The organism is Pseudoponticoccus marisrubri (assembly GCF_001482405.1).
In the GTDB taxonomy this organism is placed as follows: Bacteria; Pseudomonadota; Alphaproteobacteria; order Rhodobacterales; family Rhodobacteraceae; genus Pseudoponticoccus; species Pseudoponticoccus marisrubri.
This window is the reverse complement of sequence record NZ_LPXO01000017.1, coordinates 15,702-37,020: the sequence shown is the minus strand read 5'-3', so window position 1 is coordinate 37,020 and position 21,319 is coordinate 15,702. Positions and strand designations below refer to the sequence as shown.

General features: G+C 66.8%; 25 protein-coding genes. All 25 read left to right on the top strand.

Going from position 1 to position 21,319, the window contains the following annotated elements; genetic code table 11:
* The first annotated feature begins 4 nt into the window (after positions 1 to 4).
* Positions 5 to 1,174 (top strand): NADH-quinone oxidoreductase subunit E, encoded by a 1,170-nt coding sequence (locus AVJ23_RS19380; protein ID WP_058863920.1) that lies wholly within the window; start codon positions 5 to 7, stop codon positions 1,172 to 1,174.
* Positions 1,175 to 1,206: 32 nt separating this feature from the next.
* Positions 1,207 to 2,046: a helix-hairpin-helix domain-containing protein gene (locus AVJ23_RS23580; protein ID WP_058863884.1), complete on the top strand. Its 840-nt coding sequence runs from the start codon at positions 1,207 to 1,209 to the stop codon at positions 2,044 to 2,046.
* Between the two features lie 135 nt (positions 2,047 to 2,181).
* Positions 2,182 to 2,841 (top strand): helix-hairpin-helix domain-containing protein, encoded by a 660-nt coding sequence (locus tag AVJ23_RS19370; RefSeq protein WP_157772719.1) that lies wholly within the window; start codon positions 2,182 to 2,184, stop codon positions 2,839 to 2,841.
* Between the two features lie 7 nt (positions 2,842 to 2,848).
* Positions 2,849 to 3,067: a DUF5337 domain-containing protein gene (locus tag AVJ23_RS19365; protein ID WP_058863882.1), complete on the top strand. Its 219-nt coding sequence runs from the start codon at positions 2,849 to 2,851 to the stop codon at positions 3,065 to 3,067.
* Positions 3,068 to 3,070: 3 nt separating this feature from the next.
* Positions 3,071 to 4,369 carry an NADH-quinone oxidoreductase subunit NuoF gene (gene nuoF / locus AVJ23_RS19360; RefSeq protein ID WP_058863881.1) on the top strand — a complete coding sequence of 433 codons (1,299 nt, stop codon included), beginning with the start codon at positions 3,071 to 3,073 and terminating at the stop codon, positions 4,367 to 4,369.
* A gap of 205 nt (positions 4,370 to 4,574) precedes the next feature.
* Entirely contained in the window at positions 4,575 to 4,895 is a 321-nt protein-coding gene (locus tag AVJ23_RS19355) for a hypothetical protein (protein ID WP_157772717.1), read from the top strand.
* On the top strand, positions 4,895 to 5,248 hold the full coding sequence (locus tag AVJ23_RS19350) for a hypothetical protein (RefSeq protein WP_058863879.1): 354 nt from the start codon (positions 4,895 to 4,897) through the stop codon (positions 5,246 to 5,248). Before AVJ23_RS19355 ends, AVJ23_RS19350 begins: the two co-directional genes overlap by 1 nt.
* 109 nt (positions 5,249 to 5,357) lie before the next feature.
* Entirely contained in the window at positions 5,358 to 5,750 is a 393-nt protein-coding gene (locus AVJ23_RS19345; RefSeq protein ID WP_058863878.1) for a DUF5333 domain-containing protein, read from the top strand.
* Positions 5,751 to 5,983: 233 nt separating this feature from the next.
* A complete protein-coding gene (gene nuoG / locus AVJ23_RS19340) occupies positions 5,984 to 8,002 on the top strand; it encodes an NADH-quinone oxidoreductase subunit NuoG (RefSeq protein WP_058863877.1) in 2,019 nt (672 codons plus the stop codon).
* A 9-nt stretch (positions 8,003 to 8,011) separates the two neighbouring features.
* Positions 8,012 to 8,401, top strand: coding sequence for a YNQ4 family lipoprotein (locus AVJ23_RS19335; RefSeq protein WP_099045542.1), 390 nt, complete (start codon positions 8,012 to 8,014; stop codon positions 8,399 to 8,401).
* Positions 8,402 to 8,411: 10 nt separating this feature from the next.
* Entirely contained in the window at positions 8,412 to 9,449 is a 1,038-nt protein-coding gene (gene nuoH, locus AVJ23_RS19330; RefSeq protein ID WP_058863876.1) for an NADH-quinone oxidoreductase subunit NuoH, read from the top strand.
* A gap of 163 nt (positions 9,450 to 9,612) precedes the next feature.
* Positions 9,613 to 9,942 carry a hypothetical protein gene (locus tag AVJ23_RS19325; RefSeq protein ID WP_058863875.1) on the top strand — a complete coding sequence of 110 codons (330 nt, stop codon included), beginning with the start codon at positions 9,613 to 9,615 and terminating at the stop codon, positions 9,940 to 9,942.
* The gene (gene nuoI / locus AVJ23_RS19320) at positions 9,942 to 10,436 is read left to right on the top strand and encodes an NADH-quinone oxidoreductase subunit NuoI (RefSeq protein WP_058863874.1); all 495 of its coding nucleotides are present in this window, start codon (positions 9,942 to 9,944) and stop codon (positions 10,434 to 10,436) included. The genes AVJ23_RS19325 and nuoI overlap by 1 nt, the downstream gene beginning before the upstream one ends.
* A gap of 12 nt (positions 10,437 to 10,448) precedes the next feature.
* Positions 10,449 to 10,955 carry a hypothetical protein gene (locus AVJ23_RS19315; protein ID WP_058863873.1) on the top strand — a complete coding sequence of 169 codons (507 nt, stop codon included), beginning with the start codon at positions 10,449 to 10,451 and terminating at the stop codon, positions 10,953 to 10,955.
* Complete coding sequence (locus tag AVJ23_RS22910; RefSeq protein WP_157772715.1) at positions 10,952 to 11,125, top strand: hypothetical protein; 174 nt, start codon at positions 10,952 to 10,954, stop codon at positions 11,123 to 11,125. Before AVJ23_RS19315 ends, AVJ23_RS22910 begins: the two co-directional genes overlap by 4 nt.
* A complete protein-coding gene (locus tag AVJ23_RS19310) occupies positions 11,122 to 11,529 on the top strand; it encodes a carboxymuconolactone decarboxylase family protein (RefSeq protein WP_058863872.1) in 408 nt (135 codons plus the stop codon). The genes AVJ23_RS22910 and AVJ23_RS19310 overlap by 4 nt, the downstream gene beginning before the upstream one ends.
* A gap of 142 nt (positions 11,530 to 11,671) precedes the next feature.
* Positions 11,672 to 12,274, top strand: coding sequence for an NADH-quinone oxidoreductase subunit J (locus AVJ23_RS19305; protein WP_058863871.1), 603 nt, complete (start codon positions 11,672 to 11,674; stop codon positions 12,272 to 12,274).
* Positions 12,271 to 12,450, top strand: coding sequence for a hypothetical protein (locus tag AVJ23_RS19300; RefSeq protein WP_058863870.1), 180 nt, complete (start codon positions 12,271 to 12,273; stop codon positions 12,448 to 12,450). The genes AVJ23_RS19305 and AVJ23_RS19300 overlap by 4 nt, the downstream gene beginning before the upstream one ends.
* Positions 12,451 to 12,607: 157 nt before the next feature.
* Entirely contained in the window at positions 12,608 to 12,913 is a 306-nt protein-coding gene (gene nuoK, locus AVJ23_RS19295) for an NADH-quinone oxidoreductase subunit NuoK (RefSeq protein ID WP_058863869.1), read from the top strand.
* Between the two features lie 4 nt (positions 12,914 to 12,917).
* On the top strand, positions 12,918 to 14,993 hold the full coding sequence (gene nuoL, locus AVJ23_RS19290; protein WP_058863868.1) for an NADH-quinone oxidoreductase subunit L: 2,076 nt from the start codon (positions 12,918 to 12,920) through the stop codon (positions 14,991 to 14,993).
* Positions 14,993 to 16,555 carry an NADH-quinone oxidoreductase subunit M gene (locus AVJ23_RS19285; RefSeq protein WP_058863867.1) on the top strand — a complete coding sequence of 521 codons (1,563 nt, stop codon included), beginning with the start codon at positions 14,993 to 14,995 and terminating at the stop codon, positions 16,553 to 16,555. Before nuoL ends, AVJ23_RS19285 begins: the two co-directional genes overlap by 1 nt.
* A 12-nt stretch (positions 16,556 to 16,567) precedes the next feature.
* The gene (gene nuoN / locus AVJ23_RS19280; protein WP_058863866.1) at positions 16,568 to 18,010 is read left to right on the top strand and encodes an NADH-quinone oxidoreductase subunit NuoN; all 1,443 of its coding nucleotides are present in this window, start codon (positions 16,568 to 16,570) and stop codon (positions 18,008 to 18,010) included.
* A 77-nt stretch (positions 18,011 to 18,087) separates the two neighbouring features.
* Positions 18,088 to 18,828 carry a biotin--[acetyl-CoA-carboxylase] ligase gene (locus AVJ23_RS19275; RefSeq protein ID WP_058863865.1) on the top strand — a complete coding sequence of 247 codons (741 nt, stop codon included), beginning with the start codon at positions 18,088 to 18,090 and terminating at the stop codon, positions 18,826 to 18,828.
* A 14-nt stretch (positions 18,829 to 18,842) separates the two neighbouring features.
* Positions 18,843 to 19,619, top strand: a complete 777-nt coding sequence (locus AVJ23_RS19270; protein ID WP_058863864.1) for a type III pantothenate kinase — start codon at positions 18,843 to 18,845, stop codon at positions 19,617 to 19,619.
* Entirely contained in the window at positions 19,616 to 21,283 is a 1,668-nt protein-coding gene (locus AVJ23_RS19265; RefSeq protein ID WP_058863863.1) for a ribonuclease J, read from the top strand. Before AVJ23_RS19270 ends, AVJ23_RS19265 begins: the two co-directional genes overlap by 4 nt.
* Positions 21,284 to 21,319: the final 36 nt, after the last annotated feature.

Sequence of the window (21,319 nt, the reverse complement as noted above, 5' to 3'; positions counted from 1 at the left end):
AACCATGCTGCGCAGGCTGCATCCCGAACAACCCGAAAGCTTTGCCTTCACGCCCGAGAACCTGGCCTGGGCCGAGGCGCAGATCACCAAGTATCCCGCCGGCCGTCAGGCCAGCGCGATCATCCCGCTGCTGTGGCGCGCCCAGGAGCAGGAGGGCTGGCTGTCCCGCCCGGCCATCGAGACCGTGGCCGAGATGCTGGACATGGCCTATATCCGGGCGCTGGAAGTGGCGACCTTCTACTTCATGTTCCAGCTGCAACCCGTTGGCAGCGTGGCCCATATCCAGATCTGCGGCACGACGTCGTGCATGATTTGCGGCGCCGAGGATCTCGTCGCCGTCTGCCAGGACAAGATCGCCAAGAAGCCGCATGAGCTGTCGGCCGATGGCAAGTTCTCGTGGGAGGAGGTCGAGTGCCTCGGCGCCTGCGCGAACGCGCCCATGGCCCAGATCGGCAAGGATTATTACGAGGACCTGACCGCCGAGAAGCTGGCCGGGCTGCTGGACGCACTGGGGCGTGGCGAGGTGCCGGCGGTGGGCCCGCAGAACGGCCGTTTCGCCTCGGAGCCGGCCTCGGGCATCACCAGCCTGACCGAGTACCGCAATGCCGAGATCAAGATGAACGCCTCGGCGCAGCTGGCGCATGACATCGGCGACACGGTCAAGCGCATCGACGGCACCGAAGTTCCGCTGGTGGCGCCCTGGGGCGACCAGACCGGCGGCACTGCCGGGCGCACCGCCCCGCCGCCGCATCCGAAACCGGCCGCCAACGTGCCCGCCGACAAGACCGGCGTGGACAAGCGTGAAGCGCAGGCGCTGGAAAAGGCGCATCCGGAAACCGACGTGTCGGGCAACGCGCCCAACACCGAGGACGAAGCGACGCCGGGCACCAAGCCGCAGACGCTGGATGCCCCGCGTGATGGCGGCGCCGATGACCTGCAGCAGATCAAGGGCGTGGGTCCCAAGCTCGAAGAGCTGCTGCACCGGCTGGGCTTCTTCCATTTCGACCAGATCGCCAGCTGGACCGCCGACGAGGTCGCCTGGGTCGACGAGAACCTCGAGGGGTTCAAGGGCCGGGTGTCGCGCGACGAATGGGTGGCGCAGGCGAAAATTCTGGCATCCGGGGAAGAAACCGAGTTTTCTACCCGTGCAAAGAAAGGTGATGCCGACGACTAGGGCGTCATCGCACCTGGGAGGAGGAGTTCACGATGAGCAACAGTACGAACGGCACGTCCGGATGCGCGGTGCAGAGCTGGTCTCTGGCCGCGCTGGTCGGATTGTTCACCACGGTCCTGCTGCTCGCGCTGGGGGGCGAGGGGATCATCGCCAGCCTGTTCCTCGGCGGGCTCGTCTTCGCATTGCTGGGCGGGCTGTTCAGCTGGCTGTTCTGCGCTCCGCTGCCCGAAATGGGGGCGGCCGCGCGCGATGCGGCGCAGGCCTCGGCCCCGGTCGTGCCGGCCGCCGAACCCGCGGCCGAGACGCCGCCGCGATCCGCCACGCCGATCGAGACGCCAGCCCCGGCCGAGAGCGCCAGCGCGCCGGTCGCCCCGGCGGGCGATACCGGCCCCTCGACCGCGCCGGCGCCTGCACAGGCCGAGCCGGTCATCAAACCCTCCGCTGCACTGCCCGGGCAGGCCGAGCTTGCCGAAAGAAAGGGCACATGGCGGTATTCTGCCGAGGATGCAGGCACTGAGGCCGCGTCTGAGCCCGCGTCGGAGGCCGATTACGACAAGGATGGCGTGGTCGAGGGCAGCGACGAGGGCACCAAGCCGCAACTGCTGACCGGCCCGCGTCCCGAGGGGGCCGATGATCTCAAGCACATCAAGGGGATCGGCCCCAAGCTGGAAAGCCTCTGCCATTCGCTGGGCATCTACCATTTCGACCAGATCGCCAGCTGGACCGAGGATGAGGTCGCTTGGGTCAATGCCAATCTCGACGGGTTCAAGGGCCGGGTGTCGCGCGATGAATGGGTCGCGCAAGCCAGGCTGCTTGCCGGGGGTGGCGAAACCGAGTTCTCTAAACGGGTCGACAAGGGGGGCGTCTACTGATCCTGCGACACCACCGGACCTTGCGTGCTGCGCTGCAGTATGCAAGGCGTGGACCGGCACTGTTGGGGAGGAACGGCGCTGTCGGGACGCGGATTGGCCGTGTCCCTTCCTGAGTTAACGGAGCAACCACGTACCATGACCCCGATGCACGCAATGACCCCGGATTTCACGCCGATGATGCGCCTGGTGGCGCTTCAGACGCGATTCGCCGTTGAGACGAGCCAGATGATGATGAAGCTGGCCATGATGCCGTGGAGCAATCTGCCCGCCGGATACGGCTCGGTCTGCGCCCCGTTCGGCGCGACCACGGCCAAAACGGCAGAGGCCCCGGTCGAAGCCGCGCCCGTCGACGCCCCGGTCGAGACGGCCGCCGTCGAGACCGCCGAGGCCGCCGAGACGGTGACCGAAACCGTCGCGGATGCCGCCGAGGATGTGGCCGAGACCACGGTCGAGACCACCGCAGAGACCGCGGAAGACGTGGCCGAGACCACCGCCGAGACGACCGAGGCCTTCACGGAAGAGACCACCGAGGCCGCGGAAGAGATCGCCGAGACGGTGACCGAAGAGCCCGCCCTCATGACCGCGCCCGAGGGCGATGCCGACGATCTGACCCTGCTCAACGGTGTCGGGCCCAAGCTGGCCGAGGCGCTGAACGAGGCGGGGATCTACCACTACCGCCAGATCGCGGCCTGGACCGAGGCGAATGTCGCCTGGGTCGACGAGAACGTCTCCGGCGTCCGCGGCCGTGCGTCGCGGAACGGTTGGGTGGCCCAGGCCGCCGAACTGGCTAACTGATACCGGGATGGCGGACGGGCAGGATCTCGACCGGCGCGGGCGCGTGATCGCGCTCGTCATTGCCGGGGTCGGGATTGGCTGGTTCGCCATGACCGCACTTGGCGGAACGTTGGGCTGGAGCCAGCGTATCCGCGCCTTGTTCGATCTTGCCGCACTTGCGGGGTTTGGCTGGGCGATTTGGATGATATACGGGCTCTGGCGGGACCGCCAGAAACACAAGGACTGAGAGATGCTGCAGGACCAGGACCGGATCTTTACCAATCTCTACGGCATGCATGACCGTACCCTCGATGGCGCCAAGAAGCGCGGCCACTGGGACGGCACGGCCGGGATCATCGAGAAGGGGCGGGATTGGATCATCTCCCAGATGAAGGCCAGCGGCCTGCGCGGCCGCGGCGGCGCCGGCTTCCCGACCGGTCTGAAATGGTCCTTCATGCCCAAGGAAAGCGACGGGCGTCCGGCCTATCTGGTGGTCAATGCCGACGAGTCCGAGCCGGGCACCTGCAAGGACCGCGAGATCATGCGCCACGATCCGCACACGCTGATCGAGGGCTGCCTGATCGCGTCCTTCGCGATGAACGCGCATGCCTGCTACATCTACATCCGCGGCGAATACATCCGCGAGAAGGAGGCCCTGCAGGCCGCCATCGACGAGGCCTATGATGCCGGGCTCGTGGGCCGCAACGCGGCCGGATCGGGCTGGGATTTCGAGATCTTCCTCGTGCATGGCGCCGGCGCCTATATCTGCGGCGAGGAAACCGCGCTGCTGGAAAGCCTCGAGGGCAAGAAGGGCATGCCGCGCATGAAGCCGCCCTTCCCGGCGGGTGCGGGGCTTTATGGCTGCCCGACCACGGTGAACAACGTGGAAAGCATCGCGGTGGTGCCGACCATCCTGCGGCGCGGCCCCGAATGGTTTGCCAGCTTCGGCCGCCAGAACAACGCGGGCACCAAGCTGTTCGCCATCTCGGGCCACGTGAACAACCCCTGCGTCGTCGAAGAGGCCATGTCGATCTCCTTCGAGGAGCTGATCGACAAGCATTGCGGCGGCATCCGCGGCGGCTGGGACAACCTCAAGGCGGTGATCCCCGGCGGCTCCTCGGTGCCCTGCGTGCGCGGCGAGAAGATGCGCGACGCGGTGATGGATTTCGATTACCTGCGCGGCGAGCTGGGCTCGGGCCTTGGCACTGCAGCGGTGATCGTGATGGACAAGCAGACCGACATCATCAAGGCGATCTGGCGGCTGTCCAAGTTCTACAAGCATGAAAGCTGCGGCCAGTGCACGCCCTGCCGCGAGGGCACGGGCTGGATGATGCGCGTGATGGACCGTCTGGTGCGCGGCGAGGCCGAGGTCGAGGAGATCGACATGCTCTTCGACGTGACCAAGCAGGTCGAGGGCCACACGATCTGCGCCCTGGGCGATGCGGCCGCCTGGCCGATCCAGGGCCTGATCCGCAACTTCCGCGACGAGATCGAGGACCGCATCAAGGCGCAGAAGACCGGCCGTGTCAGCGCCGTCGCGGCCGAGTGACCGCCATTTTGCGACCAGCGCGGGCAGGGCGCTGCGCATGAGTTTCCGGGGGCCGGCGCGGCATCGCGCCGGCCCCTTGCGTTCCAAGCGGCGGTCTCGCCCGGGTTGACCTCCCGCCCGGCACGTCGGACACTGGGATGACGGATCGCGCGCCGCGCGGTCGCGACAGGCCGGAACAGGGCCGGGACAGGCAAGAGGGCAGACCATGAGACGAGCGATGACACTCGGCGCGGCGGTGCTGATGATGGCGCAGGCGGCGCCCGCGGAGGTCGTGAAATCCGAACGCTTCCAGGGCGATGTCCAGCGCCGGGCGATCAAGCCGCTGGCCGATGGCACGCCGATGAGCCACATCTATGTCAGCGTGACCACCGTGGCCGGCGCGGTGCCGGGCCGGGCGATGCTGCCGCAGGCCGGGGCCTTTGCCGCGCAGGCGGGCTGTCGCGCGGGCACGCCGCTGTCCACCGTGGTGGCCGGGGTCGATGCGCAGGCGGCCGAGTTCGAAGTTCTGTGCCGGGGGGACCGGTGATGCGGGCGCTGGCTGTCCTTGCGCTGGTGGCGCTGGCCCTGCCGGGCTGTGACCGTGTGCGCAACGCCTTCGATTTCGGCAGCTCTGCCGATCCGGTCTTCGACGGCGAGCGCTATCGCGGCCAGGCGCGCTCCGAGGCGCGCAACCGCCAGAGCTTCATCGCCTCCGCCAGCCCGGTCTCCAACTCGCTCGAAGGGGCGGTGCTGGCGGCCGAGCACGAGGGCATCAAGCACTGCATCCAGTATTACGGCACCTCCGATATCGACTGGGAGGTCGGCCCCGACACGCCGCGCGACGCGCTGCGCATCGACGGCGACACGCTCACGCTGGTGGGCACCTGCAAAGATCCGTAGGCCACGCGCGGTTTCCGGCCGGGGCCGCGGCGCCCCGGGCCGGTGATATTGCATATCCGCCGCCTCTGACCCACCTCTTGCCCGAACGAGTACCAGTCGAGGAGGCGACATGCGCCTGATTCCCGCCCTTGCCCTGTTGATCGCGCTGGCTGCGCCGGCCGCCGCGAAACCGCCGCTCAGCCAGGTGCGCGCGATCGACGACGCGCTGATGGCGATCGCCATCGCCGACGAGATCCGCAAGACCTGCGACGGCATCAATGCCCGGATGATCCGCGCCATGAGCCGGATCAATTCGCTGCGCGCCGAGGCCAAGGCCCTGGGCTATACCAATGACGAGATCGACGCCTATACCTCGTCCAAGGCCGAGAAGAAGCGGATGCGGAGCAAGGCCGAGGCCTATCTTGCCAGCCAGGGGGTCGATGCGCGAGACGAGGCCGCGCTGTGCCGGTTCGGCCGCGACGAGATCGCCCGCAATACCGCGATCGGATCCCTTCTGCGCTGAGCGTACGCGGGGAGTTTCCGACAATTTCAGTCACTTATCTGGGCGCGGTCACCCTGCCCAGACATTCACGTCTGCGCATGTAAACCCCGGACCCGCGTCGTTTTTTCCCGGTTTTCGCGGCCTTCTGATCTGGCATCGGCCCGACAGGCACGGTAGAACCGCCCTTGACCGCGGCCCGACCCCTGCTCGGAGGTCCGGGCTCCGCCTGCCAAAGCAATGGAAAGGCCTGGGGCATGTCCGATACGCGCAAGATCATCATCGATGGACAAGAGGTCGAGGTGGACGGGGCGATGACCCTGATCCAGGCCTGTGAAGAGGCCGGGATCGAGGTGCCGCGCTTCTGCTACCACGAACGCCTGTCGATCGCCGGGAACTGCCGCATGTGCCTTGTCGAGGTCGTCGGCGGCCCGCCGAAACCGGCCGCCTCCTGCGCAATGCAGGTGCGCGACCTTCGCCCCGGTCCCGAAGGCCAGCCGCCGGTGGTCAAGACGAACTCGCCCATGGTCAAGAAGGCCCGCGAGGGGGTGATGGAGTTCCTGCTCATCAACCACCCGCTGGATTGCCCGATCTGCGACCAGGGCGGCGAATGCGACCTTCAGGACCAGGCCATGGCCTATGGCGTGGATTTCTCGCGCTACCGCGAACCCAAGCGCGCGGTGGACGATCTCGATCTCGGCCCGCTGGTCGAGACGCACATGACGCGCTGCATCTCCTGCACGCGCTGTGTGCGCTTCACCACCGAGGTGGCCGGGCTGAACGTGATGGGCCAGACCGGCCGCGGCGAGGATGCCGAGATCACGTCCTACCTGAACGAGACGCTCGATTCGGAGCTGCAGGGCAACATCATCGATCTCTGCCCGGTGGGCGCGCTGGTCTCGAAACCCTATGCCTTTACCGCCCGCCCGTGGGAGCTGACCAAGACCGAGACGATCGACGTGATGGACGCGCTCGGCTCGAACATCCGGGTCGACACCAAGGGCCGCGAGGTGATGCGGATCCTGCCGCGCAACCATGACGGCGTGAACGAGGAATGGATCTCGGACAAGACGCGCTTTGTGTGGGACGGGCTGCGCCGCCAGCGTCTCGACCGCCCCTATGTGCGCGAGAACGGCAAGCTGCGCCCCGCAAGCTGGCCCGAGGCGCTGTCCAAGACGGCCGCCGCGATCAAGGGCGCCAAGTCGCTGGCTGGCCTCGTCGGTGACCTTGCCCCGGTCGAGGCGATCTACGGCCTGAAACAGCTGATCGAAGGTCAGGGCGGTGTTGTCGAGTGCCGTACCGACGGGGCCAAGCTGCCCGCCGGCAACCGCTCGGGCTATGTCGGCACCGCCACGGTCGAAGAGATCGAGGAGGCCGAGACCATCCTGCTGATCGGCACCAACCCGCGCGTCGAAGCGCCGGTGCTGAACGCGCGGATCCGCAAGGCCTGGCTCAAGGGCGCCAAGGTGGCGCGCATCGGCCAGCCCTCGGACCTGACCTACGAGGTGGACGAACTGGGCACCGACCGCGCCGCGCTGGAGAAGCTGGCCGGGATGGACCATTCCGACAAGCACGGCGTGCCGGGCGTGGTGATCGTGGGGCAGGGCGCCCTGAACGAGGCCGATGGCTCGGCCGTTCTGGGCACCGCCATGAAACTGGCCGAGGCCGCGCAATCCAAGCTGCTGGTGCTGCACACGGCGGCCAGCCGCGTGGGCGCAATGGATGTGGGCGCGGTGGCGGATAACGGCATGGAGGCCGTGTCGGGCGCCGATGTGATCTACAATCTCGGCGCCGACGAGGTGGAAATCGCTGATGGCGCCTTCGTCATCTACCAGGGCAGCCATGGTGATCGCGGTGCCCACCGCGCCGACGTGATCCTGCCGGGCGCCGCCTATACCGAGGAGCAGGGCCTGTTCGTGAACACGGAGGGCCGCCCGCAACTGGCCCTGCGCGCCGGTTTTGCCCCGGGCGAGGCCAAGGAGAACTGGGCGATCCTTCGGGCACTCTCGGCCGAACTGGGCGCCAAGCAGCCCTGGGACAGCATCGCGCAGCTGCGCCAGGCCCTTGTGGCCGAGGTGCCGCACCTGGCCGAGCTGGACGTGGTGGCCGAGAACGCATGGCAGCCGGTCGAGCCGGGCAAGCTGGGCGACGCCGCCTTCCGCGAGGTGATCCGGGACCATTACCTGACCAACCCGATCGCGCGCGCCTCCGAGGTGATGGCCGAGCTGAGCCGCAATGCCCGGGCCCGCGCCGAGGCGCCGCTCGCGGCGGAATAAGTGCGCGGCATGGCGATGATATCCGCGCTGATCCTTGCGACGGGCCTCGGCGCCTGTGCCGACGCCCCCGCGGCGCCGGAAACCGCGTTCCTGCCCGTCTACCAGGGCATCGACACGCGGCTGCTGGACGGGGACCTGGTGAATTTCATCGTCGAGATGCGCGGTGCGCGCGGCCCGGCCGATGTCGAGGATTATGCCGAATGCGCGGCCGCGCAATACGCGCTGATCCGCGGTTACGGGTTCGCGCGGCATTTGCGCACGAATGTGGCCCAAGAGGGTGGCCTCTGGCGCGGAGATGCGGTTTACACCATCTCGGCGGCGCTGCCCCGCGGGCTCAAGACGATCGACGCAGAAGTGGTCGCGCTGGCCTGCGCCGAAAACGGAATACCGATGGTGTGAGGGACATCTGATGGCTGACTTCTTCTCGACGCCCCTGGGCATCTTCGTGATCGTCCTCGCGCAATGCCTGGCCGTACTGGGCTTCGTGATGGTCTCGTTGCTGTTCCTGGTCTATGGCGACCGCAAGATCTGGGCCGCGGTCCAGATGCGCCGCGGCCCCAACGTGGTGGGCACGTTCGGCCTGTTGCAGACGGTGGCCGACGCGTTGAAATACGTGGTCAAGGAGGTGGTCGTGCCCGCCGGTGCGGACCGGCCGGTCTTCATCCTGGCCCCGATGACCAGTTTCGTGCTGGCGGTGATCGCCTGGGCGGTGATCCCGTTCAACGATGGTTGGGTGCTGTCGGACATCAACGTGGCCATCCTCTACGTCTTCGCCATGTCCTCGCTCGAGGTCTACGGCGTGATCATGGGGGGCTGGGCGTCGAACTCCAAATACCCGTTCCTGGGCAGCTTGCGCTCGGCGGCGCAGATGATCTCCTACGAGGTGTCGATCGGCCTGATCATCATCGGCGTGATCATCTCGACCGGATCGATGAATTTCGGCGCCATCGTCGAGGCGCAGGACGGCCGGTTCGGCTTCTTCAGCTGGTACTGGCTGCCGCACCTGCCGATGGTCTTCCTGTTCTTCATCTCGGCCTTGGCCGAGACGAACCGCCCGCCCTTCGACCTGCCGGAAGCGGAATCCGAGCTGGTGGCGGGCTACCAGGTGGAATATTCGGCCACGCCCTTCCTGCTCTTCATGGCCGGTGAATATATCGCGATCTTCCTGATGTGCGCCCTGACCACGCTGCTCTTCTTCGGCGGATGGCTGTCGCCGATCCCGGGCCTGCCCGACGGCGTGCTGTGGATGGTTGCCAAGATGGCCTTCTTCTTCTTCATCTTCGCGATGGTGAAGGCGATCACGCCGCGGTACCGCTACGACCAGCTGATGCGGCTGGGCTGGAAGGTGTTCCTGCCGTTCAGCCTGGTCTGGGTGGTCTTCGTCAGTTTCGCGGCCAAGTTCGACTGGTTCTGGGGCGGCTACGCACGCTGGATCACCGGGGGCTGAGGCATGAAGGCGGCGCAGGGCCCATCCGTCCGCAGATTGTTGCCGATCGGGGAACGTGCTGTTTCCCGGGCCGCGGCGGCCGCTGCTCAGACGGTGCGGGGCAGAGATGGTACTGTCCGGGCCAGGGCGCGCATCACGCGCGCCATGGTCCAAGGAGAACCCGATGTCTGACCTCAAGAACGCCATTCTCGACGCCAAGTATATCGACATGATCTCGCTGGGGGATTTCGTGGTCCGCGATTGCGGCCTGCCGGACGTGGACAGCGACGGCAACCTGATGCCGCAGGCCACCGAGATCGCCGCCGCGCTGTTCCGCTGGGCGGCCGATGTGCAGAACGCGGCCGCCGCACCGACCGCCGCCGCCGCGGCGACGCAGACCACCGGGGACACCCCGTTGCAGGAATACGACGAAAACGGCGATCCGATCATGGACGCCGAGGAAGCCGAGAAGCTCGAGGCCGAGCTGAAGGCCAAGGCACAGGAGCACAGTTGATGGCGACCATGGATTACGGCCGGGCCGCGAAGTACTTTCTGCTCGCGGATTTCGTGAAGGGGTTCCAGCTGGGGCTGAAATACTTCTTCGGACGCAAGGCCACGCTGAACTATCCCCACGAGAAGGGGCCGCTCAGCCCGCGTTTCCGCGGCGAGCACGCGCTGCGCCGCTATCCAAACGGCGAAGAGCGCTGCATCGCCTGCAAGCTGTGCGAGGCGATCTGCCCCGCACAGGCGATCACCATCGATGCCGAGCCGCGCGATGACGGGTCGCGCCGCACGACGCGCTACGACATCGACATGACCAAGTGCATCTATTGCGGCTTCTGCCAGGAAGCCTGCCCGGTGGATGCCATCGTCGAGGGGCCGAATTTCGAGTTCTCGACCGAGACCCGCGAAGAGCTGTTCTACGACAAGGCCAAGCTTCTGGAGAACGGCGAGCGCTGGGAGGCCGAGATCGCCCGCAACCTCGAGCTTGACGCGCCCTACCGCTGAGGAGAGACCCCGATGGCCCGCCTGTCGACCACAGCCTGTGCCGTGACGGCCGCCCTGGCGGGTGGCATGGCCTGTGCGCAACCGGTCGAGGGCGGGGCGGAATGGATCGCCGAGCGCGCGGGCCTGCTGTCGCAGGTCTGCATGGCCACCGCGCCCACCTTCGACGGGTTCGATTCCGCCGCCGAGACGCAAGGCCTGCAGCGGATCGAGGGGGGGTGGCACCTGCCGCCCGAGGCGACGCTCGGCCTGTTTGCGCATGACGGGTTCTGCAGCTGCGTGATGAACGTGGGCGCGCCCGACCAGGACGCGATGATCGACGGGCTGCACGCGCGGCTGATGCAGGACTGGGGATCGGCCTACAAGGGTCCCGATGATGCGCTGGCGGCCGTTGCGCCGTTCGATCGCGAGGGGGTCGAGGTGGTCTCGATCCTCGAGCCGCGCAAGGTGCAGGGCCAGAACTGGGTCTCGGCCCGCCTGACCGTGGTGGGCGACTGCCCGGACGCGGAGGGCGGGGCATGAGCGACGCGCAATCGCCGCTGGACCGCGCCACGGAATCCGTGCAGAAGGCCGCCGAGGACATCTCGGAGTGCGCCGACCGGATGGCACGCAGGCTGGACCGGCTTGCCCGGCGGCTCGACGCGGTTCATGACAGGGCGCAGGGCACCACGGAGCGGGAGAACAGGCCATGAGCGACGGCAAGACCCCGTTCGAGCTGATGATGGCGCAGGCGCAGGAAATGGCAAAGGCCTTCAACCCCGCGCTCAGCTCGTTCGATCCGAAGAATTACGAGAAACTCTGGCCGACCATGTCCAAGGACGCCATGGAGATGTGGTTCGGCAAAGGCGTGTCGAAAAGCGGGCTGGACGCCAAGACGCGGCTGCTGCTGACCCTTGCGGGCATGACCATGCAGGGCGCGCAGGCGGAAACGCCGTTCCGCATGTCGGTGCGCCACGCGCTGGAGGCCGGCGCCACCGAGGAAGAGGTGGCCGAGACCATCGCGCAGATGTCCATGTTCGCCGGCATCCCGGCCATGACGCGCGCCATGGACCTGGCGCGCGAGGTGATCGCCGAGCGCAAGGAGGGCGAGGAATGACCGCGGCACCGGGACATCCCGTCGCGGCCCGCCCGCAGGACGCGATCCGGCCCCGTCCGGGGGTTGCAGCGGCGCGCGCCACGGTGAAAGACAGGTTCGAAACGCTCGGGATCCGGGTGACAGCCTTGGAGGGCAAAGCATCATGATCACTTTCGCATTCTACCTCTTCGCGCTCGGCGCGATCGCGGGCGGGCTGTTCACGGTGATCAGCCGGCAGCCGGTGCACTCGGTCCTGTGGCTGATCCTCGCCTTCCTGTCCTCGGCCGGGCTCTTCGTGCTGATGGGGGCGGAATTCGTCGCCATGCTGCTGATCATCGTCTACGTGGGCGCGGTCGCGGTGCTGTTCCTCTTCGTGGTGATGATGCTCGACGTGGACTTTGCCGAGCTGAAGGCCGAGATGGCCCGGTACATGCCGCTGGCGCTGCTGATCGGGCTGGTGATCCTGATGCAGCTGGCCATGGCCTTCGGTGTCTGGGAAGCCTCCGAGATCGCCGAGGCGCAGCGCGCCGCGCCGATCACCGGCGAATTGCACAACACGCAGGCGCTGGGGATGATCCTCTATGACCAGTACTTCCTGCTGTTCCAGCTGGCCGGCCTGATCCTGCTGGTGGCCATGATTGGCGCCATCGTGCTGACCCTGCGCCACCGCCAGGACGTCAAGCGCCAGGACGTGCTTGCGCAGATGTACCGCGACCCGGCCAAGGCGATGGAGCTGCGCGACGTGAAGCCGGGGCAGGGGCTGTGAGCGAGGTCTGGGCCTTCGTCGCCTCGCCTTGGGGCCTGTTGGCCTATGCCGCGTTCTGGGCGTTCAAGCTGACGCTCGGCATGTGGGCGCTGCGACGGGCGACGGCGCTGCTGCCGGTGCGGGTGCGCAGCCGGTTGGCCGAGCGGCCGCTGATGCGGCGCCGGCGCCTGCCGTGACACGGGGCGGCTGGACGGCGGTGGCGATCGCGATCCTCACCGCCGTGGCAGTGGCCCACGGATATTTCGGCGGCTGATGCGCCGCCTGCGCGGGCCCGGGCGGGGTGCGCGCGCGAGACGGAACTAGAGACGGGCGAACGACCCGGAGGGGCAACTGATGATAGCTTTGGAACATTACCTGGTGGTGGCGGCGGTGCTGTTCGTCATCGGCATCTTCGGGCTTTTCCTGAACCGCAAGAACGTGATCATCCTGCTGATGAGCATCGAACTGATGCTGCTGGCGGTGAACATCAACCTCGTCGCCTTCTCGACCCATCTGGGCGACCTGGTGGGACAGGTCTTCACGCTCTTCGTGCTGACCGTGGCCGCGGCCGAGGCCGCCATCGGGCTGGCCATCCTCGTCTGCTTCTTCCGCAACCGCGGCACCATCGCCGTGGAAGACGTCAACATGATGAAAGGCTGAACCCATGGAGAGCATCATCCTCTTCGCTCCGCTGCTGGGCAGCCTGATCGCCGGCTTCGGCTGGAAGCTGACGGGCATCCGCGGCGCCAAGTGGATCAGCACCGGCTTGCTGTTCCTCGCCTGCGCTTTCTCGTGGATCGTGTTCTTCACGCATGGCCCCGAGACGCAGCATATCGAAATCGCGCGCTGGATCTCGTCCGGGTCGCTGGACACCTCGTGGTCGATCCGGCTGGACAGGCTGACCTCGATCATGCTGATCGTGGTGACCACGGTCTCGGCGCTGGTGCACCTGTACAGCTTCGGCTACATGGCGCATGACGAGAATTTCCGCGAGGGCGAGGAAAGCTATCAGCCCCGCTTCTTCGCCTACCTGTCCTTCTTCACCTTCGCCATGCTGATGCTGGTGACCAGCGACAACCTGGTCCAGATGTTCTTCGGCTGGGAGGGCGTGGGCGTCGCCTCCTACCTGCTGATTGGTTTCTACTACCGCAAGCCCTCGGCCAATGCCGCGGCGATGAAGGCCTTCGTGGTCAACCGGATCGGCGATTTCGGCTTTGCGCTGGGGATCTTCGCGCTGTTCTTCCTCGTCGACAGCATCAAGCTGGACGACATCTTTGCCGCCTCGCCGGACCTGGCCGAGACGCAGCTGACCTTCCTGTGGCGCGAATGGAACGCCGCCGAGGTGGTCGCGGTGCTGCTCTTCGTCGGGGCCATGGGCAAGTCGGCCCAGCTGATCCTGCACACCTGGCTGCCCGACGCGATGGAAGGCCCGACCCCGGTCTCGGCCCTGATCCACGCCGCCACCATGGTGACCGCGGGCGTCTTCCTGGTCTGCCGCATGTCGCCGATCATGGAATTCGCGCCGAACGCCACCGCCTTCGTGACCTTCCTGGGCGCGGCCACGGCCTTCTTCGCGGCGACCGTGGGGCTGGTGCAGAACGACATCAAGCGCGTGATCGCCTATTCGACCTGTTCGCAGCTGGGCTACATGTTCGTGGCCGCGGGCGTGGGCGTCTACTCGGTGGCGATGTTCCACCTGTTCACCCATGCCTTCTTCAAGGCGATGCTCTTCCTCGGGGCCGGCTCGGTCATCCACGGGATGCATCACGAGCAGGACATGCGGAACTATGGCGGCCTGCGCAAGAAGATGCCCTACACGTTCTGGGCCATGCTGATCGGCACGCTGGCCATCACCGGCGTCGGCATCCCCCTGACCGGCTGGATCGGCTTTGCAGGCTTCGCCTCCAAGGATGCCGTGATCGAAAGCGCCTATGTCGGCAGCCAGGGCGGCTTTGCCTTCTGGGCGCTGGTCGTGGCGGCGCTGTTCACCAGCTTCTACTCGTGGCGCCTGATGTTCTTGACCTTCTGGGGCAAGCCGCGCGGCGACAAGCACACGCATGAGCACGCGCATGAAAGCCCGAACGTCATGCTGGTGCCGCTGGGCGTGCTGGCGCTGGGGGCCGTCTTTGCCGGTGCGATCTGGTATGGCAGCTTCTTCGGCAAGACCAACGAGGTGGTGAAGTTCTTCGGCGGCAAGTATGGCGAGCCGACGCAGGAGCTGGTCGAGGCCGTGGCCGAGCGCAGCCCGAAGGCGTCCGAACTGCACTATGTCATGGAAAGCGCCCCGGGCGAGGCGGCGATCTACATCGCGCCGGAAAACACCGTCCTGCACGAGGCGCATTACGTGCCGACCTGGGTCAAGCTGTCGCCCTTCGTGGCCATGCTGATCGGTCTGGGCGTGGCCTACTGGTTTTACATCGTGAACCCGGCGCTGCCGCGCCAGCTGGCCGAGCAGCAGCGACCGCTGTACCTGTTCCTGCTGAACAAGTGGTATTTCGACGAGATCTACGACTTCCTCTTCGTGCAGCCGGCCAAGGCGCTGGGGCGCCTGTTGTGGAAGCGCGGTGACAGGGACGTCATCGACGGCTCGATCAACGGCGTCGCCATGGGCATCGTGCCCTTCTTCACCCGCCTCGCGGGGCGGGCCCAGTCCGGCTACATCTTCACATATGCCTTCGCCATGGTGATCGGGATCGCGATCTTCATCACCTGGATGACCATCTCCGGAGGGGCGCAGTAATGTCGAACCTGCTTTCCATCGTCACCTTCCTGCCCGCGCTGGCGGCGGTGATCCTCGCGCTGTTCCTGCGCGGCGGCGACGAGGCGGCGAACCGAAACGCCAAGTGGCTGGCGCTGATCGCCACCACGGCGACCTTCGTGATCTCGCTGTTCATCCTGTTCCAGTTCGATCCCTCGGATACCGGCTTCCAGATGGTCGAGGATCGCGAGTGGCTGCTGGGCCTGAAATACAAGATGGGCGTCGACGGGATCAGCGTGCTCTTCGTCATGCTGACCACCTTCATGATGCCGCTGACCATCGCGGCCAGCTGGGAGGTCAAGACCCGCGTCAAGGAATACATGATCGCGTTCCTCGTGCTGGAAACGCTCATGCTGGGCGTGTTCATGGCGCTGGACCTGGTGCTCTTCTACCTGTTCTTCGAGGCCGGCCTGATCCCGATGTTCCTGATCATCGGCATCTGGGGCGGCAAGGAGCGGATCTACGCCAGCTTCAAGTTCTTCCTCTACACCTTCCTCGGCTCGGTGCTGATGCTGGTGGCCATGGTCGCGATGTATTCCGAGGCCGGCACCACCGATATCGAGCAGCTGCTGACGCACAACTTCGCCTCCGAGACCTTCTCGGTGCTGGGCATCCAGGTGATCGGCGGCATGCAGACCATGCTGTTCATCGCCTTCTTCGCCAGCTTCGCGGTCAAGATGCCGATGTGGCCGGTGCATACCTGGCTTCCGGATGCGCACGTGCAGGCGCCCACCGCGGGCTCGGTCGTGCTGGCGGCGATCCTACTCAAGATGGGCGGCTACGGCTTCCTGCGCTTCTCGCTGCCGATGTTCCCCGTGGGCTCGGACGTGATGGCCAACTTCGTCTTCACCCTCAGCGTCGTGGCAATCATCTACACCTCGCTCGTGGCGCTGGCGCAGGAGGACATGAAGAAGCTGATCGCCTACTCCTCGGTCGCGCATATGGGCTATGTCACCATGGGCATCTTCGCGGCCAACCAGCAGGGGATCGACGGTGCCATCTTCCAGATGATCAGCCACGGCTTCATCTCGGGCGCGCTCTTCCTGTGCGTCGGCGTGATCTATGACCGGATGCACACGCGAGAGATCGACGCCTATGGCGGTCTGGTGAACCGCATGCCGGCCTATGCAACGATCTTCATGCTGTTCACCATGGCCAATGTGGGCCTGCCGGGCACCAGCGGCTTCATCGGCGAATTCCTGACGCTGATGGGGATCTTCCAGGTCAACACCTGGGTCGCCGCCGGCGCCACGACGGGCGTGATCCTGTCGGCCGCCTACGCGCTCTGGCTCTATCGCCGGGTGGTGATGGGCGACCTGATCAAGGAGAGCCTGAAGTCGATCACCGACATGACCCGGCGCGAGAAGGCGATCTTTGCCCCGCTGGTCATCATGACGATCTGGATGGGGGTCTACCCGGCGCCGATCCTCGACCGCATCGGCCCCTCGGTCGAGGCGCTGGTGGAGCACGTGGACATGGCCGTCGCGGCGGCCGATCTTTCGCCCGAGACGCAGGTCGCCGAAGCGGCGGCTGCAGACGAATAAGGAGGCGGAGACATGATCTCGGCTGATATCAATATCATCCTGCCGGAAATCATCATCGCGCTCTACGCGATGCTGGCGCTGGTGGGCGCCGTCTACACGGCCAAGGACGACCTGGCGCCGGTGCTGGTCTGGACGACCTCGGCGCTGTTCCTGGCCATGGCCTTCTGGATCGGCACCACGGGCGAGGGGACGCAGACCGCCTTTGGCGGCATGTTCAACGATGACGGTTTTGCGCGCTTCTCGAAAGTGGTGATCCTCGTCTCGGCGGCGGCCGTGCTGCTGATGAGCGAGGGCTACATGCAGCGCCGCGGGCTGCTGCGCTTCGAATACCCGCTGCTGATCGCGCTGGCCGCGGTTGGCATGATGATGATGGTCTCGGCCGGCGACCTGATGGCGCTCTACATGGCGCTGGAGCTTCAGTCGCTGGCGCTCTACGTCGTCGCCGCGCTGCGCCGCGACAGCGTGCGCTCGACCGAGGCGGGGCTGAAATATTTCGTGCTGGGCGCGCTGTCCTCGGGCCTGCTGCTCTATGGCGCGTCTCTGGTCTATGGCTATGCCGGCACCACGCTCTTCTCGGGCATCCTGCAGAGCGCCACCGAGGGTCAGCTGTCGCTGGGCCTGCTGCTGGGCCTCGTGCTGCTGGTCTCGGGCCTGGCCTTCAAGGTCTCGGCCGTGCCCTTCCACATGTGGACGCCCGATGTCTACGAAGGCTCGCCCACCCCGGTGACCGCCTTCTTTGCCACCGCCCCCAAGGTTGCGGCCATGGCGCTGTTCGCACGGGTGCTGCATGACGCGTTCGGCGCTTCGGCCGCGGACTGGAGCCAGGTCATCGCGCTGCTGTCGGTCCTGTCGATGTTCCTTGGCGCCGTGGCGGCGATCGGGCAGCGCGACATCAAGCGGCTGATGGCCTATTCCTCGATCGCGCATATGGGCTATGCGCTGATGGGGCTGGCGGCCGGCACCGCGCTGGGGGTGCAGGCCATGCTGATCTACATGGCGATCTACGTGACGATGAACGTGGGCACCTTCGCCTTCATCCTGTCGATGGAGCGTGACGGCCAGCCCGTCACCGATATCGACAGCCTGGGCATGTATTCCGCGCGCGAGCCGGGCAAGGCGCTGGCCATGCTGGTGCTGCTGTTCAGCCTGGCCGGGGTGCCGCCGCTGGTGGGCTTCTTCGGCAAGCTCTACGTGCTGCGCGCGGCCTATGATGCCGGGCTGGTCTGGCTGGCCGTGGCCGGCGTGGTGGCCAGCGTGATCGGCGCCTTCTACTACCTGCGCATCGTCTACTACATGTATTTCGGCGAGGAGCGGACCGAGGCGCTGGATCCCGGCCGCTCGCCCGTGCTGTCGGGCTTCCTGATGGCCTCGGCGATCGTGATGGTGCTGGGCGTGATCAACCTCTTCGGCATCGAGAGCGCGGCACAGGCGGCGGCGGCAACGCTTGTCAACTGAGCCGGTCGCGCAACCGTCGGGGGCGGGTGCCTCCGGCGGGAGTATTTGTCGAAAGATGAAAGAACAGGCCGGTCCGCATGGGCTGGCCTGACGGGTATGGGCGCCGCGTGCTGGCCGAGGTGGACAGCACCAATGCCGAGGCGGCGCGACTGGCCCCGGGGCTGGCTGGGCCGGAATGGATCCTGGCGCTGCGCCAGAGCGCGGCGCGGGGCCGGCGCGGCCGGGCCTGGGTCAATCCCGAGGGCAATTTCGCGGCCACGCTGGTCATGCCCGCGCGCGAGGCGCCGGACCGGCTGGCGCTGCGGTCGTTCGTGGCGGCAGTCTCCTTGCATGACGCGCTGGCGCGGGTGATCGGCAGCGATGCGGGGCTGGCCTTGAAATGGCCCAACGACGTGTTGCTGCATGGCGGCAAGCTGGCCGGGATCCTGCTCGAGAGCCTGGGCGGGCCGGGCGGTCACTTGGCCATCGGCATCGGCGTGAACCTCGTGGCGGCGCCGGATCGGGGTCAGGTGGAGCCGGGGGCGGTCGCGCCCGTGGCGCTCTGGCCCGAGACGGGCGTGCGCGTGACGCCCGAGGCGCTGCTGATGGCGCTGGCCGGCGGCTATGCGGGCTTTGAGGCGCAGTTCACCACCTACGGGTTCGATCCGATCCGCACCGCCTGGCTGGCCCGGGCGGCGCGTCTGGGCGAAGTCGTCACGGCACGCACGGCGCGCGAGGAGATTACCGGCACTTTCGAGACGGTGGACGCGGGTGGCAATCTGGTCTTAAAGACCCCGCAGGCCCGTCACGCCATCGCTGCGGCGGACGTGTTTTTCTGACAGGGAGGGCGCCCATGCTGCTGGCCATCGATTGCGGCAACACCAACACGGTCTTCTCGATCTGGGACGGGACGAAATTCATCGCCACCTGGCGCACCTCGACCGAGCATCAGCGCACCGCCGACCAGTATTACGTCTGGCTGTCGACCCTGATGGAATTCCAGAAGATCGAGGCCGAGATCACCGACGTGATCGTCTCCTCGACCGTGCCGCGCGTGGTGTTCAACCTGCGCGTCCTGTCGGACCGCTATTTCAACACGCGGCCCTGGGTGGTGGGGCGGCCGGATTGCGCGCTGCCGGTGGATGTGCGCGTGGATGCGGGCACCGCGGTGGGGCCGGACCGGCTGGTCAACACGGTGGCGGGCTATGACCTCTATGGCGGCGACCTGATCGTGGTCGATTTCGGCACGGCCACGACCTTTGACGTGGTGGATGCGGACGGGGCTTATGTGGGTGGGGTGATCTCGCCGGGGGTGAATCTCAGCCTCGAGGCGCTGCACCAGGCGGCGGCGGCGCTGCCGCATGTGGACATCTCGCGCCCGCAGCGCGTGGTGGGCACCAACACGGTGGCCTGCATGCAGTCGGGTGTGTTCTGGGGCTATGTCGGTCTGGTGCGCGAGATCTGCACGCGCATCAAGGCCGAGCGCGAGCGACCGATGAAGATCGTCTCGACCGGGGGGCTGGCCCCGCTCTTCCAGCAATCGGCAGATCTTTTTGACGAATACGAGGATGACCTTACCATGCACGGGCTGACGGTCATCCACGCATACAACACGGGCAGGACAACATGAGCGGTGAACGCCTCATCTACCTTCCACTGGGGGGCGCCGGCGAGATCGGCATGAATTGTTACGTCTACGGCTATGGCAAGCCGGGCGAGGAGCGGCTGATCGTGGTCGACATGGGCGTGACCTTTCCGGACATGGACGGCACGCCGGGCGTGGACCTGATCCTGCCCGACATCACCTGGCTGAAGGAGAACCGCCACCGGATCGAGGCGATCTTCATCACCCATGCCCACGAGGACCACGTTGGCGCGGTGGGCCACACCTTCGAGACGCTGGGCGCGCCGATCGTGGCGCGGGCCTTCACGGCGAATATCGCGCGCGGCAAGCTGGCCGAGTACGGGGTGGAGGGCAAGGCGGTGCGCACCGCCTCGAAATGGCCCGAGACGGTGAGCTACGGCCCCTTCACGGTCGGGTTCCTGCCGATCTCGCATTCGATCCCCGAAAGCAGCGGGCTGGTGATCGACACGCCGGCGGGACGGGTGATCCACACGGGCGATTTCAAGCTGGACCCGACGCCGCTGGTGGGCGAGCCGTGGGATCCCGCGCTCTGGGAAGAGGTGGCCGCGCCGGGCGTGCTGGCGCTGGTCTGCGATTCGACCAATGTCTTCTCGCGCCATCCGGGCCGGTCCGAGACCGTGGTCGGCCCGGCGGTCGAGAAGCTGATCGCCGAGGCGCGGCAGATGGTGGTGGCCACGACCTTTGCCTCGAACGTGGCGCGGGTGAAGACGCTGGCCGAGGCCGGCGTGCGCGCCGGGCGTTCGATCTGCCTGATGGGGCGCGCCATGCGTCGGATGATCGAGGCGGCGGTCGAGACTGGCGTGCTGTCGGATTTCCCCTCGGTGGTCAGCCCCGAGGACGCGGCCTCGATCCCGCGCGAGAACCTGATGCTGCTGGTCACCGGCTCGCAGGGCGAGCGACGCGCGGCCAGCGCGCAGCTGGCGCGCGGCAAGTATCACGGGATCGAGCTGAAGGAGGGCGACCTGTTCCTGTTCTCCTCCAAGACCATCCCGGGCAATGAGCGCGGCGTGATCCGGATCATGAACCAGTTCTCGGAGCAGGGGGTGGACGTGGTCGATGACAGCATGGGCGATTTCCACGTCTCGGGCCATGCCAACCGCCCCGACCTGGAGACCGTGCACAAGCTGGTCGATCCGCAGATCGTGCTGCCCATGCATGGCGAGCATCGCCACCTGCGCGAACATGCCCGCGTGGCCAGCGCTGCGGGGCGCAAGGGCATGCTGGCGGTGAACGGCATGATGATCGAGCTGACCGGGAACGAGCCGCGCGTGGTCGAGTATATCGACACCGGGCGCACCTACCTGGACGGCTCGGTCCAGATCGGCGCGATGGACGGCATCGTGCGCGACCGGATCCGCATGGCGCTGAATGGCCATGTCGTCGTGACGGTGATCCTCGACGAGGATGACGAGCCGCTGGGCGAACCCTGGTGCGACCTGATGGGCCTGGCCGAGACCGGCCGCAGCCACGCGCCGCTGGTGGATGTGCTGGAAGAGGACCTCGCCCAGTTCATGGGCCGCGCCGGCGGCAAGACGCTGAGCGATGACGACAAGCTGGAAGAAGGCCTCAAGCGCGTCGCCCGCCAGACCTGCCAGAACGAGATCGGCAAGAAGCCCGAAGTCACGGTGGTGGTCAGCCGCCTGAGCTGACCCCCCGCCGCGGGTTGCGGGGTTGGGGCTTTCGGG